This is a genomic window from Shewanella sp. SM74 (assembly GCF_025653725.1).
Taxonomy (GTDB): Bacteria; Pseudomonadota; Gammaproteobacteria; order Enterobacterales; family Shewanellaceae; genus Shewanella; species Shewanella oncorhynchi.
The window spans coordinates 59963-75948 of sequence record NZ_JAKKRZ010000014.1; the positions used below are offsets into that span (position 1 = coordinate 59963).

Annotated in this window: 14 protein-coding genes; 5 read left to right on the plus strand and 9 right to left on the minus strand. The window is 45.8% G+C overall.

Annotated elements, in window-relative coordinates:
- Positions 1-135 precede the first annotated feature (135 nt).
- From L5M49_RS15080 to L5M49_RS15090, 3 genes are read right to left on the minus strand one after another with little or no spacing between them, the layout of a single operon-like run.
- The gene (locus L5M49_RS15080) at positions 136-1500 is read right to left on the minus strand and encodes an ATP-binding protein (RefSeq protein WP_263209030.1); all 1365 of its coding nucleotides are present in this window, start codon (positions 1498-1500) and stop codon (positions 136-138) included.
- Positions 1493-2188 (minus strand): response regulator transcription factor, encoded by a 696-nt coding sequence (locus L5M49_RS15085; RefSeq protein ID WP_263209028.1) that lies wholly within the window; start codon positions 2186-2188, stop codon positions 1493-1495. Before L5M49_RS15085 ends, L5M49_RS15080 begins: the two co-directional genes overlap by 8 nt.
- Before the next feature lie 2 nt (positions 2189-2190).
- Entirely contained in the window at positions 2191-2493 is a 303-nt protein-coding gene (locus tag L5M49_RS15090; protein WP_263209026.1) for a PepSY domain-containing protein, read from the minus strand.
- A 367-nt stretch (positions 2494-2860) separates the two neighbouring features.
- Between L5M49_RS15090 and L5M49_RS15095 the strand changes: the two genes are divergently transcribed.
- Together L5M49_RS15095 and L5M49_RS15100 are read left to right on the plus strand one after the other, a co-directional pair.
- Positions 2861-3808, plus strand: a complete 948-nt coding sequence (locus L5M49_RS15095; RefSeq protein WP_263212407.1) for a choice-of-anchor H family protein — start codon at positions 2861-2863, stop codon at positions 3806-3808.
- 80 nt (positions 3809-3888) lie between these two features.
- Positions 3889-4362 carry a peroxiredoxin gene (locus L5M49_RS15100; protein ID WP_113940228.1) on the plus strand — a complete coding sequence of 158 codons (474 nt, stop codon included), beginning with the start codon at positions 3889-3891 and terminating at the stop codon, positions 4360-4362.
- 71 nt (positions 4363-4433) lie between these two features.
- Here the strand turns inward: L5M49_RS15100 and L5M49_RS15105 are convergent, their stop codons facing one another.
- From L5M49_RS15105 to L5M49_RS15115, 3 genes are all read right to left on the minus strand, one after another.
- The gene (locus L5M49_RS15105) at positions 4434-4823 is read right to left on the minus strand and encodes a YgiW/YdeI family stress tolerance OB fold protein (protein ID WP_263209021.1); all 390 of its coding nucleotides are present in this window, start codon (positions 4821-4823) and stop codon (positions 4434-4436) included.
- Positions 4824-4977: 154 nt separating this feature from the next.
- The gene (locus L5M49_RS15110; RefSeq protein ID WP_263266361.1) at positions 4978-6243 is read right to left on the minus strand and encodes a sensor histidine kinase; all 1266 of its coding nucleotides are present in this window, start codon (positions 6241-6243) and stop codon (positions 4978-4980) included.
- Positions 6215-6883 (minus strand): response regulator transcription factor, encoded by a 669-nt coding sequence (locus L5M49_RS15115; RefSeq protein WP_131525518.1) that lies wholly within the window; start codon positions 6881-6883, stop codon positions 6215-6217. The genes L5M49_RS15110 and L5M49_RS15115 overlap by 29 nt, the downstream gene beginning before the upstream one ends.
- 86 nt (positions 6884-6969) lie before the next feature.
- On the opposite strand from L5M49_RS15115, the gene L5M49_RS15120 reads away from it, so the two are divergent.
- Positions 6970-8262: a DUF5666 domain-containing protein gene (locus L5M49_RS15120; protein WP_263209017.1), complete on the plus strand. Its 1293-nt coding sequence runs from the start codon at positions 6970-6972 to the stop codon at positions 8260-8262.
- A 37-nt stretch (positions 8263-8299) separates the two neighbouring features.
- On the opposite strand, the gene L5M49_RS15125 is transcribed toward L5M49_RS15120, so the two are convergent.
- The 3 genes from L5M49_RS15125 to ompR form a co-directional block, all read right to left on the minus strand.
- Positions 8300-10270 (minus strand): methyl-accepting chemotaxis protein, encoded by a 1971-nt coding sequence (locus L5M49_RS15125; RefSeq protein ID WP_263209015.1) that lies wholly within the window; start codon positions 10268-10270, stop codon positions 8300-8302.
- A gap of 128 nt (positions 10271-10398) precedes the next feature.
- Positions 10399-11715 (minus strand): two-component system sensor histidine kinase EnvZ, encoded by a 1317-nt coding sequence (gene envZ, locus L5M49_RS15130; protein WP_131525521.1) that lies wholly within the window; start codon positions 11713-11715, stop codon positions 10399-10401.
- 42 nt (positions 11716-11757) lie between these two features.
- Positions 11758-12483 carry a two-component system response regulator OmpR gene (gene ompR / locus L5M49_RS15135; RefSeq protein WP_006079507.1) on the minus strand — a complete coding sequence of 242 codons (726 nt, stop codon included), beginning with the start codon at positions 12481-12483 and terminating at the stop codon, positions 11758-11760.
- 394 nt (positions 12484-12877) lie between these two features.
- On the opposite strand from ompR, the gene greB reads away from it, so the two are divergent.
- Entirely contained in the window at positions 12878-13381 is a 504-nt protein-coding gene (gene greB / locus L5M49_RS15140; protein ID WP_263266362.1) for a transcription elongation factor GreB, read from the plus strand.
- A 162-nt stretch (positions 13382-13543) separates the two neighbouring features.
- A complete protein-coding gene (locus L5M49_RS15145) occupies positions 13544-15907 on the plus strand; it encodes a Tex family protein (protein ID WP_263208704.1) in 2364 nt (787 codons plus the stop codon).
- Positions 15908-15986 lie beyond the last annotated feature (79 nt).

Consider the following 15986-nt stretch of genomic DNA (forward strand, 5'->3'; position numbering starts at 1 on the left):
CAATAATCCTGTTCGAGGATGTTATGGGCATATTAGGCGTGTGAATATGAACATAAGCTGAAAGTGTTTTGCGGTTAAATATTTATAGCCAAGTTTTAAGAGAAGTAATAAATCTATCACATTGAAAATAAAGACTTAAACTGAGTGTGCAAAGCTGATGCTAAATTTGGCACCACCTAAGGTTTCTGAGCGAGAGATAGAAATTCTGCCGTTATAGCTGTCGACTAAATCGCGCACGATAGCAAGCCCAATACCATTACCTTGAAGGTAGGAGTCTGCGCGAATACCACGTTCAAAGATTTGATTTTGCAGGGCTTCACTGATCCCTGGGCCATCATCTTCGATACAGATTAGCAGTTGATAGGCATCGCCTGTGACCGTTAATGTCACCGTAGACTTCGCGGCTTTACAGGCGTTGTCGAGTAAATTGCCTAGAATTTCAGTCAGATCTGCTTCATCCCCCTTGAATACTGCGTGTTCTACCATCTCGCCGCTGAGATTGATTTGTGGCTCTCGATAAATTTTAGCTAATGTGCGTAATAACTTAGCGGCGACTTCATCGACACGAATACCTAAATGCCACGAGGCCGCCGCTGCGGTTTGGGCGCGTTTTAGCTGGTGGCCAATGATCCTGCTGATCACTGATACTTGCTCACTGGAGGATTCGCTTAAGTCGGCCTGACTCTTGATCACCGCCAGTGGTGTTTTGAGGCTATGGGCTAGGTCGGCCAAGGCATTACGATAGCGTTTTCGTTGGGTTTGTTCGGTATTGAGCAAAATATTAAGCTGCCGAGCAACCGCTTGTAATTCAGTGGGGTACTGGCTACTTAGCTGCATCGACTTACCTTGCTCGACGGAATGTAGCTCTTGGGTAAAGCGTGCTAAAGGCCGCAACGTCCACAGTAACCAACTCAATTGAAACACTAACATGACTAACATTAAGATCAGCAGCCAAGTCCAAAGCTGTTGATTAAACTGATCAATTTGCTGCTGAAATTCTCGCTCATCTTTAATGATGTGGATTGTCACTGGCACGTTTTGATTTTGGCTGGCAAAACTGACACTAAAGCTATAAATCAAATGGAGTTGATCGGCGAGCTCAATTTGCTCAAATGCGCTTTGACCCGTGGCTGGGATGGTAAAATGTGGCGGTGGCGTAATCCCCATAAAAGATTGCGAATGCCACACGATCGTTTTTTTGCCGCTGGCATCTTCAGTGGTCGCAATGGCATACAGCCCTGATTGAATGAGGTTAAAACGATTTTCGAGTACTAATTCTGGGATAGAGATTTGTTTATTCTCGACTTCAGTCACCGCGAGTATCGAATAGACATAGGCACTGAGTTCATTCTTGGTTGCGCTTTTAACTTGTTCAGTAAAGGCATCGTTTAAGGCAACGCCGATCAAGGGTAATAACACTAAGATAAATAATAGCGCGCTGGCAACTAAGCGTGCTTTTAGGGAGTTCAACACTTGCCACGCCATGGCGCGTTTACTCATCGGCTGCTTGCCCGGACGTTAACGCTTTTAGGCGATAACCTTGGCCGCGCAGAGTTTCAATTAAGTTGTATTGATTATCTGGGTCGAGTTTTTTGCGTAACCGGCGGATAAAGACTTCGATAACGTTAGAATCTAAATCAAAATCCTGATCGTAAATATGCTCTGTGAGTACAGTTTTTGATTTGACTTCGCCTTGATGCAACATAAAAAATTCGAATAACTTGTATTCAGAACCACTGAGATTAACCAGTTCTTCGCCTTTATGTACTTCTAGACTGCTGGTGTTAAGGCTAAAGGGGCCGTTGTAGATCAGGGGGCTGGCCTTACCGGCGGAGCGACGGATCAGGGCTTTTAGTCGTGCGATGAGTTCTTGGGGATGGAAAGGTTTCGTCAGATAGTCGTCGGCACCGGCATCGAGTCCTTCAACCTTATCTTGCCAACTGTCCCTTGCGGTTAAAATCAGGATAGGAAAGTCGCGTTTTTGTTCACGCACGCTACGGATCAAGGCGATACCATCGAGTTTAGGTAAACCTACATCGATAATTGCTGCATCATAGTTGTATTCGAGCGCTTGAAATAAGCCTTCTTCACCATCACTCGCCACATCGATACTGTAATGGGCATCGAGGAGATGTTGCTTTAAGTTAGTCTGTAGTTCTATATCATCTTCAACTAGTAACAATCGCATCGTTAGTTCCTCGAGACTCGGCCCGTTGCGGCATCTACTGAAACAGAAAATACTTGGCCATCATTATTGAGGATTTTAATACGATATCCCGATCCGCTGGATTGTACGCTCAATACTTTGCCTTGAAATTGTCGTTGCGCCATTGCCACCGCTTGATCAGGGCTATTGACCGCTAGACGGCGCTGCTCATTCTTCGCACCTTGGTTACGAGGCTGATTGCGATCATCATGTCTATCATTACTTGCTATGCAACCAAAGGAGGCTGATAAGCAAGTGATTAGGGCCAAGGTCAAACCAAGTTTCATATCGGGTACCCGCAATGTTCAGCGATCTTAAGTTAATGAGTGAGATGGATAACTTATCGAGTCGACTAAGAATACCTCATCACCTTAACAAACACATAGAGATCAGCCAATTGGTTGGCACAATTCCTTCAAAATTAACTCTGGCAGTTATTTTGTTATTCGTGACAGAACTGAAGTTCTGTTGGCGAGTCTATCTCTATGCTCGCGCTTGTATCGTTTAAGTTTTGTGAGTGTTACCCATTCCAGATGAACTCGGGCTGAACGTATCTTCTGGCTGAGAACAGTGGGCGTTGATGTTCAGCTTATGTTCACCTTCATTGCACTTTAATAGCTCCAATTTGAACGGGTTATCCATAGGATATTCAAGATGAACATACTCAATAAGCAAGATATGGCAGCCAAAGTTAATATTAAGCTGTTTATGGCAACGGCTATTGCTGCGCTGTTTTTAGCGTCATCTGTCGCTAGCGCTCAGCCCCGCGAACTGGAGTCATCGCAAAGCTTAACGCCATTTACTGCAGCCAGCGTTGGTATTGCCAAAAAAGCAGAAAATAGCGAGCAAGCTGCTGAGCAGGAACAACAAGCTTTAGCTTTGTTACAACAAGCCGCGCCCGCAAAAAATGTCACTGAAGTCGCCGCTGCGGCCGTGAAATCCTTGGCGCCAGCAGCCTTATCATCCAAAGCGCCGACGACAAACCGAGTGCAACTTATGGGCGCCTCGCCTATGACGCGTGAGCAAGTAACTGCGAAACATGCGAGCCAAGGGATTCCGAGTTCGAGCGCGACCAGTGAAGATCCCTACCGCGCACCTGTGTATCACAGCTTTTCGATTTTTGATGCCAGCAGTCGTTTGTTTGAAGACTTTGACTACGATGGTTTTTATCAAACGTTTAGCGTGACCTTCGACGTTGATGTCAATGGTGCATATCTTAATGAAAGAGCTGATTTATTTGCCGAGCTTTATCTCAGTCGTGATGGTGGCCCTTGGGTGCATTACTACACCACAGACGTATTTACCATTTACGGCGATTCGACACAGGACGATTACGAAGTGTTGACCACGCTCTACACGGGTTATGCGACGGATCACTATGATGTGTTGATTGATGTGTATGAAGTGGGTTACAGCGATATTGTTGCGACCATTAGCGCCGATGAGACCGATAGTTTGTATGCGCTGCCATTGGAGAGTAGCGATCGAGACAGAGAGCCCGACATTATCGTTGTTGAGGAAAGTGGCGGCGCCTTCTCAGTATTAGGTTTGTTATGTCTTAGTTTGTGTGCGGGGCTGCGGTTGAATCGAACTCGAGCCTAATCGCCCTTATTTCTCTCGGTGTTTATCTGCGGTAAATAGGGCTAGTATGGATGAGTTATTTTAACTAAATGGAGAAAGACATGATTGCTCAAGGTCAAACATTACCTGCTGCCACATTAGGTCAACTGACTAAAGATGGCATGGTGAATCACCAAGTTACCGAATTGTTCGCGGGTAAAAAAGTCGTATTGTTTGCAGTGCCAGGTGCTTTTACTCCAACGTGTTCTGAAGCGCATTTACCTGGCTATGTGGTATTAGCCGATCAATTTAAAGCGAAAGGCGTGGATTTGATTGCCTGTGTTGCTGTGAACGATGCCTTTGTGATGAAAGCGTGGGGCGAAGCACAAAATGCCTCTGAATTAATGATGTTAGCCGATGGCGATGCCAGCTTTACTAAAGCCTTAGGTTTAGAGATGGATACTGCCGGTTTTGGTGGCGTGCGTTCACAACGTTATGCCATGATCATCGATAATGGTGTAGTGACTCTACTGAATGTAGAAGAGCCAAAGGCTTTTGAAGCCAGTAAAGCTGAAGTTGTTTTGGCTGCTATCTAAGCGTATTTAAGACATGAAGTTTGGATGTGACCAAAGCCAGCCATTCATTGGCTGGCTTTAACAAAATCAATTTATTGTATGATTTGAATGTTGTCTGCATCTATGGTCACTTCAGACCAATCTTTATCCACTTCACCACGAATAATGACCTGAGTCTCAGGTGTTACTGTGTTGCCGCGCCATAAATCATCATCAATTTCGACCTTAATATCACCCGTAGCGTCACGGAAAATATAATCATCATGTCCAATGGAAGAAATGATATGGCCCGTTAACTCAATTTGGGCGTCATCACTGGCATTGAGCGCGCTCACCACATCATGAATCACTTGTCTTGCGCTCGGCCCTTGGAAGCCACCCTGTATTTGAGGTTCACCCGTTGTAGGTTGAAAGCCTGCTTGGCTGGCCATAGTCGTGAATGAAAGTGCCATTGCGAAAACGGTAAGAGTCATTTTATTCATCTGTTTGTCCTTTCTATGGTTTTATGTAACTCAGCCTCAATGGCTATTACAGTGTTGCGAGCATAGTGCCAAGACAAGCGTGAAGCGGTTGTGAAGATTGGGTTTGCAACTCAGAATTTGCTAAAACGAGGTTATTTATTCAAGCTAACTTCAGTTAATGGGTATTATCTATAAACTGAACATAAGCCTGATAGCTAGCACCATCGTTTTGGGTTGAAAATGCCCAGCCCATTCGCTCGCAAATACTTTCAATAATAATTAATCCGCAGCCATAGCCTGAAGTATCAGTACTTTGAGTGCTTAGTGGATTCAGTATCCATAATTGGTTGCTTTGCATCGTAATTTCAATGTTTCCGGCACTGTAATTGAAAGCATTTTTAATTAAATTACCTATCACTATGTCAATAAAGCTCAGTGGCGCCTTGATGCTCAAGCAATCTTTAAGCGTTAAGCTGTAGGTGATTTCTTGCTTGGCAAAGTGCTGCGCCATTTCAGCTAAAATGTGTTCAAGGCGTGGTGCTAAATCAATTTGGCTGTAGTGCTGGGATTCAATGTCTTCTTTTCCGAGAAGTAAAAAGGCCTCGGTGAGCGTTTTCATTTGATGCCCTGCGTAATCAATACGTGTAATGGCTTTTTTGACCATTAACTGTTGAGCCTCGGTTGTCGCATTGGGGATTTTTTTGAGCAATTCGACCGAACCTTGGATCACCATAATGGGCGTGCGTAGTTCATGGGAGGCAAAACGGCTAAATTCTTGTTCCCGAGTGAAGTAGGCGGCAATTTTAGCTTTGTTGCTTAATAGGGTTTGCTCAATCTGGCGGGTTTCACGGTATGAAGTACTCGGTGTTGATGTCGGTCTTTTTGGTGATAGTTGATTGATTTTATTTTCAATCTCAGCAAGTGGACTGGATAGCAGACGTACAAAATACAATCCATATGCCATGATAAACAGGAGCAAACCGATCCCCATAATAGAGATCAAAATGTGCATTCTATCTTCATAGCTATCAAGGAAATCGTCCGCGTCATCCTTATAAACCACATACAACAGCCCTTGCCCAGAAGGATGAGCGGATATCAAAAAGTGTTTATCTTCGTCACCCAGTTGATGTTCGTAAAATCCGGTATTTTGATAAGGTTGCAGCCAAGCTGGTACAAACTCTTTGCTCCAATATGTTTTCAATTCATTGATATCGGGGAGCTGTGCTTTATCACCAAACCTTTGATAATTCTTTAGATATTCGCGAGTCTCTGTGGCCAGCGTTTGCTCGAGGCTAATCTTCTCAATTTGTTCTTCGGCGATATAAATGAGGCTCCAAAAAATGGCAAACATCAAGCTAGTTAATACTAAAAAAGTGAGGCGGATTTTTTTATATAAACTCGGAAAATGCTCAGGGGATAAGTCGGTAACCTTGGCCATGGATAGTCTCTAATTTTGAGTCTGAAAAACCTTTATCGAGTGCACTGCGTAAGCTGTATATGTGGCTGCGAAGTGAATCACTCGAAGGTGCATCATCTCCCCATACTGTATCTACCAATTGCTCTTTACTCACGATAGCGGGCGCATGTTTTAGTAACAGTGAAAGAATGGTGCGCTGAATTTTACTGAGCTTAATTTCTTTACCAGCACGGGTAACTTGATGGGTTTGCAAATTTAAACTGATATCACTGAAGCGCAAAATACCCACATCTAAACGTGGGCCACGATTATGCAGTGAATGTAGTCGTAAGCATAATTCTTCCATCGCGAAAGGTTTATTTAAAAAATCATCCCCACCTGATGTAAAAGAATCAATTTTATCCTGCAGACTATCTTTGGCGGTTAAAAATATAATCGGTGTATTACAATAAATTTCTTCACGCAGTTTTTTGACCGTATTAATACCGTCTAATTTAGGCATCATAATATCCATTATGATGACATCGTAATGGTTTTGTTGAATTAAATTGATTGCACTTTCCCCGTGATATGCACAGTCGGCAATAATACCCTCTAGGGTTAAATAATCCATGATTGTCTCAATAACATCATGATTATCATCAACAATTAATACTTTCATCGGTTAATTCATTTCTTCACATTTGCTTGACGATCTTCATACTAAGATGCCCAGCACTGATTTAACAAGACATAATAGGGAAGAAAATGAATAAACTCTTAGTCTGTATTACGGCCATTTTGCTGGCAGGTTGCGGTGGTAATGATTCATCAACAGATACCTCTAAACCCGATCCTATCGTTCCACAACCTACGTTACCCGCAAAAATTAACGGCACAGTAACAAATATTGCTTCTGACAATAATTCGATTACGGTCAACGGATATAATGTCAATATTGCTAATGCTAAGATTCACTATGGTCAACAGCCGTTAGAGGTAAATGCCATTCAAATGGGGATGAGGGTCAAAATTGATAATGAAGGCCAACAGGCTAAAAATGTCATATTAGATCCAAGCCTAGTGGGTGAAATCAGTTCCGTTAATCAAAATACTATTGCCGTTAATGGGATTAATTTAGTCGTTAAACCAGCGGACGCGACTCAGTATAAAGTAGGCGATTGGGTGGCGGTAAATGGTTATCCAACGGTAATGGGAGAATGGCAGGTTAATTCTATAAACCTTATCCCCAATTTTGCGTTTGCTGAAATCGAGGGACGTGTCTCTGGATTAAACAAGGCTGCGCAACAATTCAATATCGGTTCGGCAGTGATTAATTATGCCACCGCACGTTTAGAAGGCAGCTTACAGGAAGGCGCATGGGTTGAAGTGGAAGGCCAGCAAAGTGGTGCTTCATTTTTGGCCTCTGAAGTCGAGGTGGAAGATACGGCGTCTTTTAATGATATGGAGCTAGAAGGGACTATTACTTGGGTCAACCAAGATAAAACGCAGTTTGAGCTTAATGCCCGTACTCGACTCTATGTCACTACAAATACTCAATTTGAAGATGGCAAGCAAGCTAACTTGGTTGAAGGCAAGCTAGTCGATGTAGATATTCAATCTATGCCGCAGGGTTTATGGGCCAGAGAAGTTGAATTTGAAACATCACATGATAATGGTGGAATACCTCCAACCTTAGGTAAAAAGTTCGAGCTAGAAGGTCTGGCGACACTGACTACCAATAATCAGCTACAAATTAATGGATTTACATTTGATATTGATGCCAGAACTCAATTCGATGACGGTTTAACTTTAGCGACACTTGACCAAAAATGGATTCAAATAGAAGGAGTTGAACTCGCAGACAACCAGTGGTTAGTGAAAGAAGTTGACCTTGAAGTGCGAAGCAATGAGCTTGATTTGTCGGGTTTAGTGATGCAAAAGACCTTGTGGGGCTATCAAGCGACTGATGCTTCATTAACGCCATTTGAAGGCAAATGGGTTGATGTCGAATGTCAGTTCGATGGCTCTAATATCCACAATTGTCGAATCGACGATTAAACACAAATAGAGAAATTAAGTGAATAAACGTGCGGTTTTAGGCCGCACGGTTTATTTGGCTTTGCCCAATCCCCAAGCTGGTTTCAATATCTTCTACACTCTGCTGTACTTCTTGGGCGATGACCTCACTCTGCAGTGAACTGGTTTGCGCTTGTTCTTTTAAACTATCCATAGTGCGAACAAATTCATCGAGATAATCGACTTGCTCTTTGGCATTGAGCGAGCCTTGTTTGGCGGTATTAGCCATTTCACTTGCTTGGTTTTGCACCGTTTGCGCCACTTGCCACAGACTCTGAGCACGCAGTTTCTGGCTGCTGGTGGCCTGTGCTATGCCATCGACACTCTCACTGAGGGCATGATTTGATTGGGTCAGTTGTTGCAGAATTTTCACGATCTCATTCAAAGACACTTGGGTGCGTTGGCTTAAATTACGTACTTCATCGGCCACCACGGCAAAGCCGCGACCTTGCTCGCCAGCCCGCGCAGCTTCGATGGCAGCATTAAGGGCGAGTAAGTTAGTTTGTTCGGCAATATTGCCAATCACATCAATGATTTTCGATACATCCGTCACTGAGTTATTTAGGCTTTCAAGGGACGAATGGCACAGACCGACCGCGGTTTGTGTTTGCTCGGTTGCGCTCAATACTGCCTCTGCTTGTGCTTGACTCGACTGCATTTGGCGCATGGTTTCGGCTGCGCTGTCTTCCACAAGTGCCGAAGTGTGGCTCACCTCATTGGCGAGGCTGCGGATATGCTCGGTCTGTGTTTGCGTATCGGCCACAATCGTTTGGGTGTGCTCTGTGTGTTGTGATAGCTGAGTAATGCGCGCCACCAGTTGGCTTAATGATTGAGAAACCTTAGTGATTTGCTGGCGCTGTGCCTCGTCTTCCTGTTCAAACCTGTGCAGTAACTGGTTGAAATGACCTGCGATTTGGCCCGTCTCGCAGCGACGATTAATATCTAAACGCTCGCGGCTGTTCGATTCGCTTAATTTCATAAAAGCTTGGTTGAGACGTTTTAGCGGTTTGACGACGCGATTTTGCTGCAGGATTAAATAACCAATCGCAAACAAGGCCATGATGGAAACCATAGTGTAGAGGATTAGCTGTAACTCATATTTCAGCTGCTGGTTCTTTGCTGCCTGAGCCTCACCTAAGCCAATAAGCTGTTGTTCCACATTGCTAATTGCTTGAATGAGTTGATCTTGCATCTCTTGGTTGGTTTGCTGTAATTGGTGGGTATTGGCGACTTCTTTGTTATATCGATTGGCGAGACTCAGCAGTTCACTGCGGTCACTCTCGCCTATTTCAATTTGTTCCGGTTCGCTGGCACCGAGTGCAAATTCATCGGCTTCTTGCTGTTCATATACGCCGATTAACGGCAGTGCGCTGAGGGAGTCGTGCCACGTATTTAGCTCTTTGCTGGTGCTGTCTAAAATACCCTTGAGCTGCTGATTTTTACCGATCAGATAGCCATCGGTCAGCTGGGAAAGTTGGTAGACGATAGAAGGTAAATCGCGGCTCAATTGCAGATATTGTTCGGCGACCACTGCATTTGTGGCTAAGCCTTTATCGGCATAACTGCCCAGACGACGGTTATAGTCGAGCATTTCAGATTCGGCGTGGGCGAGCAGTTGCCTAGGGTTGCCAGCGAGTTTACCCGCGGCGCGGTACTTGGTATCTAAATCTTGAATGAAGCTACTTAGGCTGGCTTGCAAGTCATTGTCGGTAGCGCCCATGGCTGCGAGGTTAAGCTGCGTGAGCTGGTTTTTAATGGCGCTGAGTTTGGTTTTCGCTTGTTCAAGTTGGCTAGCGTTGCCACTGGCTAAATAGCCATCGAGATCGCGGCGTACACCGACGAGAAAATCCTGCTGAATAGCTTGTAATGTAAGTGTTTGCTGCTCAATTTGTTGCCGCTGATCACTGCTCCACAGCACTACGGCTGCTAGCAATCCCGCGAGCAATAACAACAGGGCAGAAGCAGAAAGCGACAGCGTTGAAATTTTCATTTTGCAATCTTCATAATGGTCAGAGCCAGTAACTGTGCTGAGTTTATGAATTTAAGGTGACATTAATATGACAAGTGCTCACTTGGATGTCAGCGTTGTCATTTGATTTGTAAATATGTGATCTCGCGTTATTCCAGCGGCAGCCACACTTGGGCTTTTAAACCGCCTTCGGCGCGGTTGGAGAGGGTAATTTGCCCTTGGTGTCTGTCGATAATCCGTTTGATAATGGCGAGGCCTAGGCCCGAACCAACACTACCACGGGCGATATCACCTTGGGTAAAAGGTTGAAATAGTTTGGTAATTTGCGACTCATCGATCCCTGGTCCATTATCTTCAACACTAAAACCGATACGCTTGCCATCGAACTGTGAGCTAATGCGGATCCAGCCAGAACCATAGCGAAAGGCATTTTCGACTAAATTACTCAGTACCCGTTTAATGGCAATCGCTTGAAATTGTGCTTCTGGGCAGTCAGTTAACACCACTTCAATTTCGCCGGCGCGATTGGCCTCTGCTTGAGCGACATCTTGAATAAGTTTATTGATTTGGCCTAGCTCACGGCTAGTTTCCTGATCTTGGCGAATATACGCAATAAATTGGCTGATGATGGCGTCCATATCTTCGATATCATTGACTATGCCATCTTTAAGATATTGATCTTCCTCAACCATCATCTCAGAGGCGAGGCGAATACGGGTGAGCGGTGTGCGCAAGTCGTGGGAGATCCCCGCCATCAATAGCGCTCTATCCTGCTCCAGTTGCTTCATGCTGTGTGCCATCTGGTTGAAAGCATTGGTAACTTCGACAATTTCACTCGAACCTTTTAGCGGCAAGGGATCGGGAAATTCACCGCGGGAGACTGAAATCGCAGCTTTTTGTAGTCGCCTAAGTGGGCGGTTTTGCTGGCGAGCAAACCACCATCCCCCAGCGACACTGAGTGCGCCAATCACCATTAAATAAAGGGTGAGTGGCGAAAGATCTGAAACATTTTGGCCGATAAGTGGCACTTTTATCCAAATTGAGGGCGCCTGTGGCGGACGGATCCAAATCTGTAATACGCTGCCATGGGTGACGCGGACTTCGGCATCGCCACCAAGATATTCCGACATCTGCGATGACCAGAAACCATAGTAAGTGGCTTGCTCAATCCCCGCTTCATGGGCTTGCTGTTGATTGTAGATTTTCATGCCATCGTCGTGGACTTTGGCATTAAGGGCATCGACTATGGTTAAGTGTTCGCGGCCAATATCTATGCCATCGACAAACAGCAATTTGACTTGGCGAGCGATTAACTGATTGATTTGTTGGTAACTTGGCTTAAGTACATAGACGGCGACCGTGACGTAAGATACCAGCTGATTGATCAGTAATAGGCAACCAATCAGCATCACGGTTTGACTAAATGCGCTGCGAGGAACAAACCGCCACCAAAACTTAGGTTTCATCGTGGGCTCAATAACCGCAGTAGATTAAGATGGCAACGCGGCTCATCGACGCGCGGCGCCATCGGGCACAAACACATAACCTAATCCCCACACCGTTTGAATGTAGCGAGGATTCGCGGGATCTTTCTCGATTAAGCGGCGCAGACGTGACACTTGCACGTCGATGGAGCGTTCTAGCGCCGAATAATCGCGGCCACGGGCGAGGTTCATCAACTTATCCCGAGACAAGGGTTCGCGTGGATGGGTGACGAGCACTTTAAGTACGGCAAACTCACCGCTAGTGAGCGCAATCGATTCGTCGCCGTGGTACATCTCACGGGTCGCTAAATCCAGCGAGAACTCACCGAAGCTAATCTGTGCTTCCTGCTGAGCGGGCGCACCGGGCACATCTTGGGTTTGGCGACGCATCACGGCTTTGATCCGCGCAAGTAATTCCCGTGGATTGAAAGGTTTTGGCAGATAATCGTCAGCGCCCAACTCTAAACCAATAATGCGGTCGACTTCATCGCCCTTGGCCGTCAGCATCACGATCGGAATGGGGTTACCTTGCTGGCGCAGCCTACGACAGATAGACAGGCCATCTTCACCGGGCAACATCAAGTCGAGCACGAGTAAATGGAAGTTTTCACGTTCTAATAGGCGGTCCATCTGCTCGGCATTGGCCGCGCTGCGCACCTGATAACCTTGCTCCATCAGGTAACGCTCGAGTAACGCTCGCAGGCGCATATCATCATCGACGACGAGGATTTTCGAGGTTTCTTGTCCCATGGGATGTCCTTTAATTGCTCAGATTGGTGCTTATTCTACTGACGAGAAACAGTTAAGATTAACCAACTGGCTGAAATTGAAAACGAATCTGCCTAATATAGCCGCATTCAACCAAGGCGACTAGCTCACCTTAGTAACTTGAATGCGATAAATGCTGACATTGATTGCCCAATGTTAATACTAAGCAAATGAAATTGCATGGGAATACTCGCGTTTATTCACGCTATAGCTGAAATTGTAACTAAATTGGCATCAGCAAAAGAGGTGATTTAAAAGCCATTATGCACAGAGATGATTTAGTGAGTTAACTTTAGCGTCCAGTCTGAGTATCATCAGTCCAATATATTATCCCGCATCAATTGTGGTCGTTTAATCCAACGATTGAGTAAAGAGTATGAAAGCGCATTTGATCACCCGTCAGGGTTGGCAAACTTTAGATAAAGAATTGAAGTATTTGTGGAAAGAATATCGGCCGCAAATCACCCTTAAAGTCCAAGAAGCGGCGGCGCAGGGCGACCGTAGTGAAAACGCGGATTACACCTACAACAAGCGTTTGTTAAGACAAATTGATGGCCGAGTCAGATACTTAGTTAAGCGGCTTGAAGAATTAAAAATCGTCGATTATTCGCCGCAGCAGGAAGGCAAAATATTCTTTGGCGCTTGGTTTGAGCTTGAAAATGAAGCCGGTGATCGAGTGCGTTATCGGATCGTCGGTAAAGATGAGCTCGATACAAAATTAGGCTATATCACCATCGACTCGCCCATGGCGCGTGCCTTAATCGGCAAGCAAGTGGATGATGAGGTGCTAGTGCAAACGCCATCGGGTCCAAAAGAGTGGTATATCAATCAGATCCGTTATACCCCTTTTGAAACTACTTTCGCCAGCGAGGCGAATTAACCACAGAGTTGCCGCTGTTAAAATAGCGGCGGTAGTCACGGGATTGCGGGAAAGATCAAACTCTCTGATTTGACCTAGGCTTTAGCATGAAACATACGGGGCGCCTGTGGTATCTTTGGCGCAATAACGACTTACTTTACAGTTAGGCACGACACTTTATTTATGCAAACTAATGCACATAACATCGCTCTGATTATCGCTCAAGAACTGAATGTTCGTGAGCAACAAGTTGCCGCAACCATCACTCTGCTCGACGATGGTGCGACAGTTCCCTTCGTTGCCCGCTACCGTAAAGAAGCCACGGGCGGTTTAGACGATACACAACTGCGTACCTTGTACACGCGTTTAGGTTACCTGCGTGAGCTGAACGACAGACGCCAAGTGATCCTGTCTAGCATCCAAGCTCAGGGTAAGTTAACGCCAGAATTACAATGGGCGATTGACGAGGCAGACAGTAAGACACGTCTCGAAGATTTATACCTGCCCTTCAAACCTAAGCGTCGTACTAAGGGCCAAATCGCTATCGAAGCTGGGCTTGAGCCATTAGCCGATGTATTACTGGCTGATCGTAGCGTAGATGTCGAGACTACAGCGGCAGGCTATATCAATAGCGAAGCGGGTTTTGCTGATGTTAAAGCTGTGCTCGAGGGCGCGCGTTATATCCTGATGGAGCGCTATGCCGAAGACGCTGAATTACTGCGTAAAGTGCGTGAGCATTTAAGCCAAAACAGTGTGTTAGAAAGCCGTTTAATTGCAGGCAAAGAGAAAGACGGCGCGAAGTTCCGCGATTATTTTGAGCATACAGAGCAGTTAGCTAAGATCCCATCACACCGTGCGCTGGCTATGCTGCGTGGGCGTAATGAAGGTTTCTTAACCTTATCTATGAATGCCGACCCAGCCGCTGAAGCGGGCCAAGGTAGTTACTGCGAAGTGATTATCTGTGATCATTTAGGGCTGAAATTAGGCGATAGCAGCGTTGATCAATGGTTGAAAACTGTGGTGACGGCGACATGGCGTATTAAGATTGCCCTGCAGATGGAAACCGAGTTTATTTCGCAAATGCGCGAACGCGCTGAAGCCGAAGCGATTAAAGTTTTCGCCCGTAATCTAGGTGATTTATTGATGGCCGCTCCTGCGGGCGCGAAAGCCACCATGGGACTCGATCCTGGTTTACGTACCGGTGTTAAAGTAGCAGTGGTCGATAACACAGGTAAGTTGTTGTGCCATGCGACTATTTTCCCACATGCACCGCAAAATCTGTGGGAAAAGTCGATCCGTACTTTGGCTAACTTAGTCAAAATGCATAAGGTTGAGCTGATTGCGATTGGTAACGGCACTGCATCAAGGGAAACTGACAAGCTGGCCGCTGAGCTGATTGCCGAAGTGAAAGATACCCATCCACATTTGACCAAAGTGATGGTCAGTGAGGCGGGCGCGTCTGTGTATTCTGCATCGGAATTGGCGGCGTTGGAGTTTCCTGATCTTGATGTGTCGATTCGTGGCGCTGTGTCTATCGCCCGCCGCTTGCAAGATCCATTAGCCGAATTGGTGAAGATTGAGCCTAAGTCTATCGGTGTCGGTCAATACCAACACGACGTGAGTCAAAGCCAATTATCGGGTTCGCTGGAAGCCGTGGTGGAAGACTGTGTAAACGGCGTGGGTGTGGATCTCAACATGGCCTCAGTGCCGTTATTGTCACAAGTGGCAGGTTTAAATAAGACGTTAGCGAAAAACGTGGTCGATTATCGCGATGCCAATGGTCAGTTTAAGAATCGTAAAGAGCTGCTGAAAGTACCGCGTTTAGGGCCTAAAGCCTACGAGCAAGCAGCGGGCTTTTTGCGTATTCGAGAAGGGGACAATCCACTCGATGCCTCGTCTGTGCATCCAGAGGCTTATTCGCTAGTGGAAACTATCGCTAAGACTAAGCAAGTAGAGTTGGCGAGCCTGATGGGTAACTCTGATTTGCTGCGCAGCATCAAGGCAGAAGAGTTTATTACGGCGGAATTTGGTTTGCCGACGGTGACGGATATTTTAGCCGAACTGGATAAACCAGGACGCGATCCCCGCGGTGAGTTCAAAACCGCTAAGTTTAAAGATGGTGTTGAAGAACTTAAACATCTGAAACCCGAAATGGTACTCGAAGGCGTAGTGACCAACGTGACTAATTTTGGTGCCTTCGTCGATATTGGCGTACATCAAGATGGGCTCGTGCATATTTCTTCTCTAACCGACAAGTTCATCAGCGACCCGCACACTGTGGTGAAAGCGGGAGATGTGGTGAAAGTCAAAGTAATGGAAGTTGACGTTGAGCGCCGCCGCATCGGTTTGAGCATGCGTTTGGATGAAGCTATCGACCAAAGCAAGCCGCAGCAAAGACCGCACAATCCTGCCAGAACTAATCATGGTAAAACACCGCAGTCAGCGAAACCGGCTGCGCGTCCTGCGCAAAAGCAAGCACCTAAAGCGCCAGCAAACGCGGCCATGGGCAATGCCTTTGCCGATGCCTTCGCTAAGCTGAAAAAGTAGACGTTGTAATGTAAATACTCGGACATACGTCATGTCCGAGTCGACTTTTTAACCTGTTACTCACAAAATTGTTGCATAA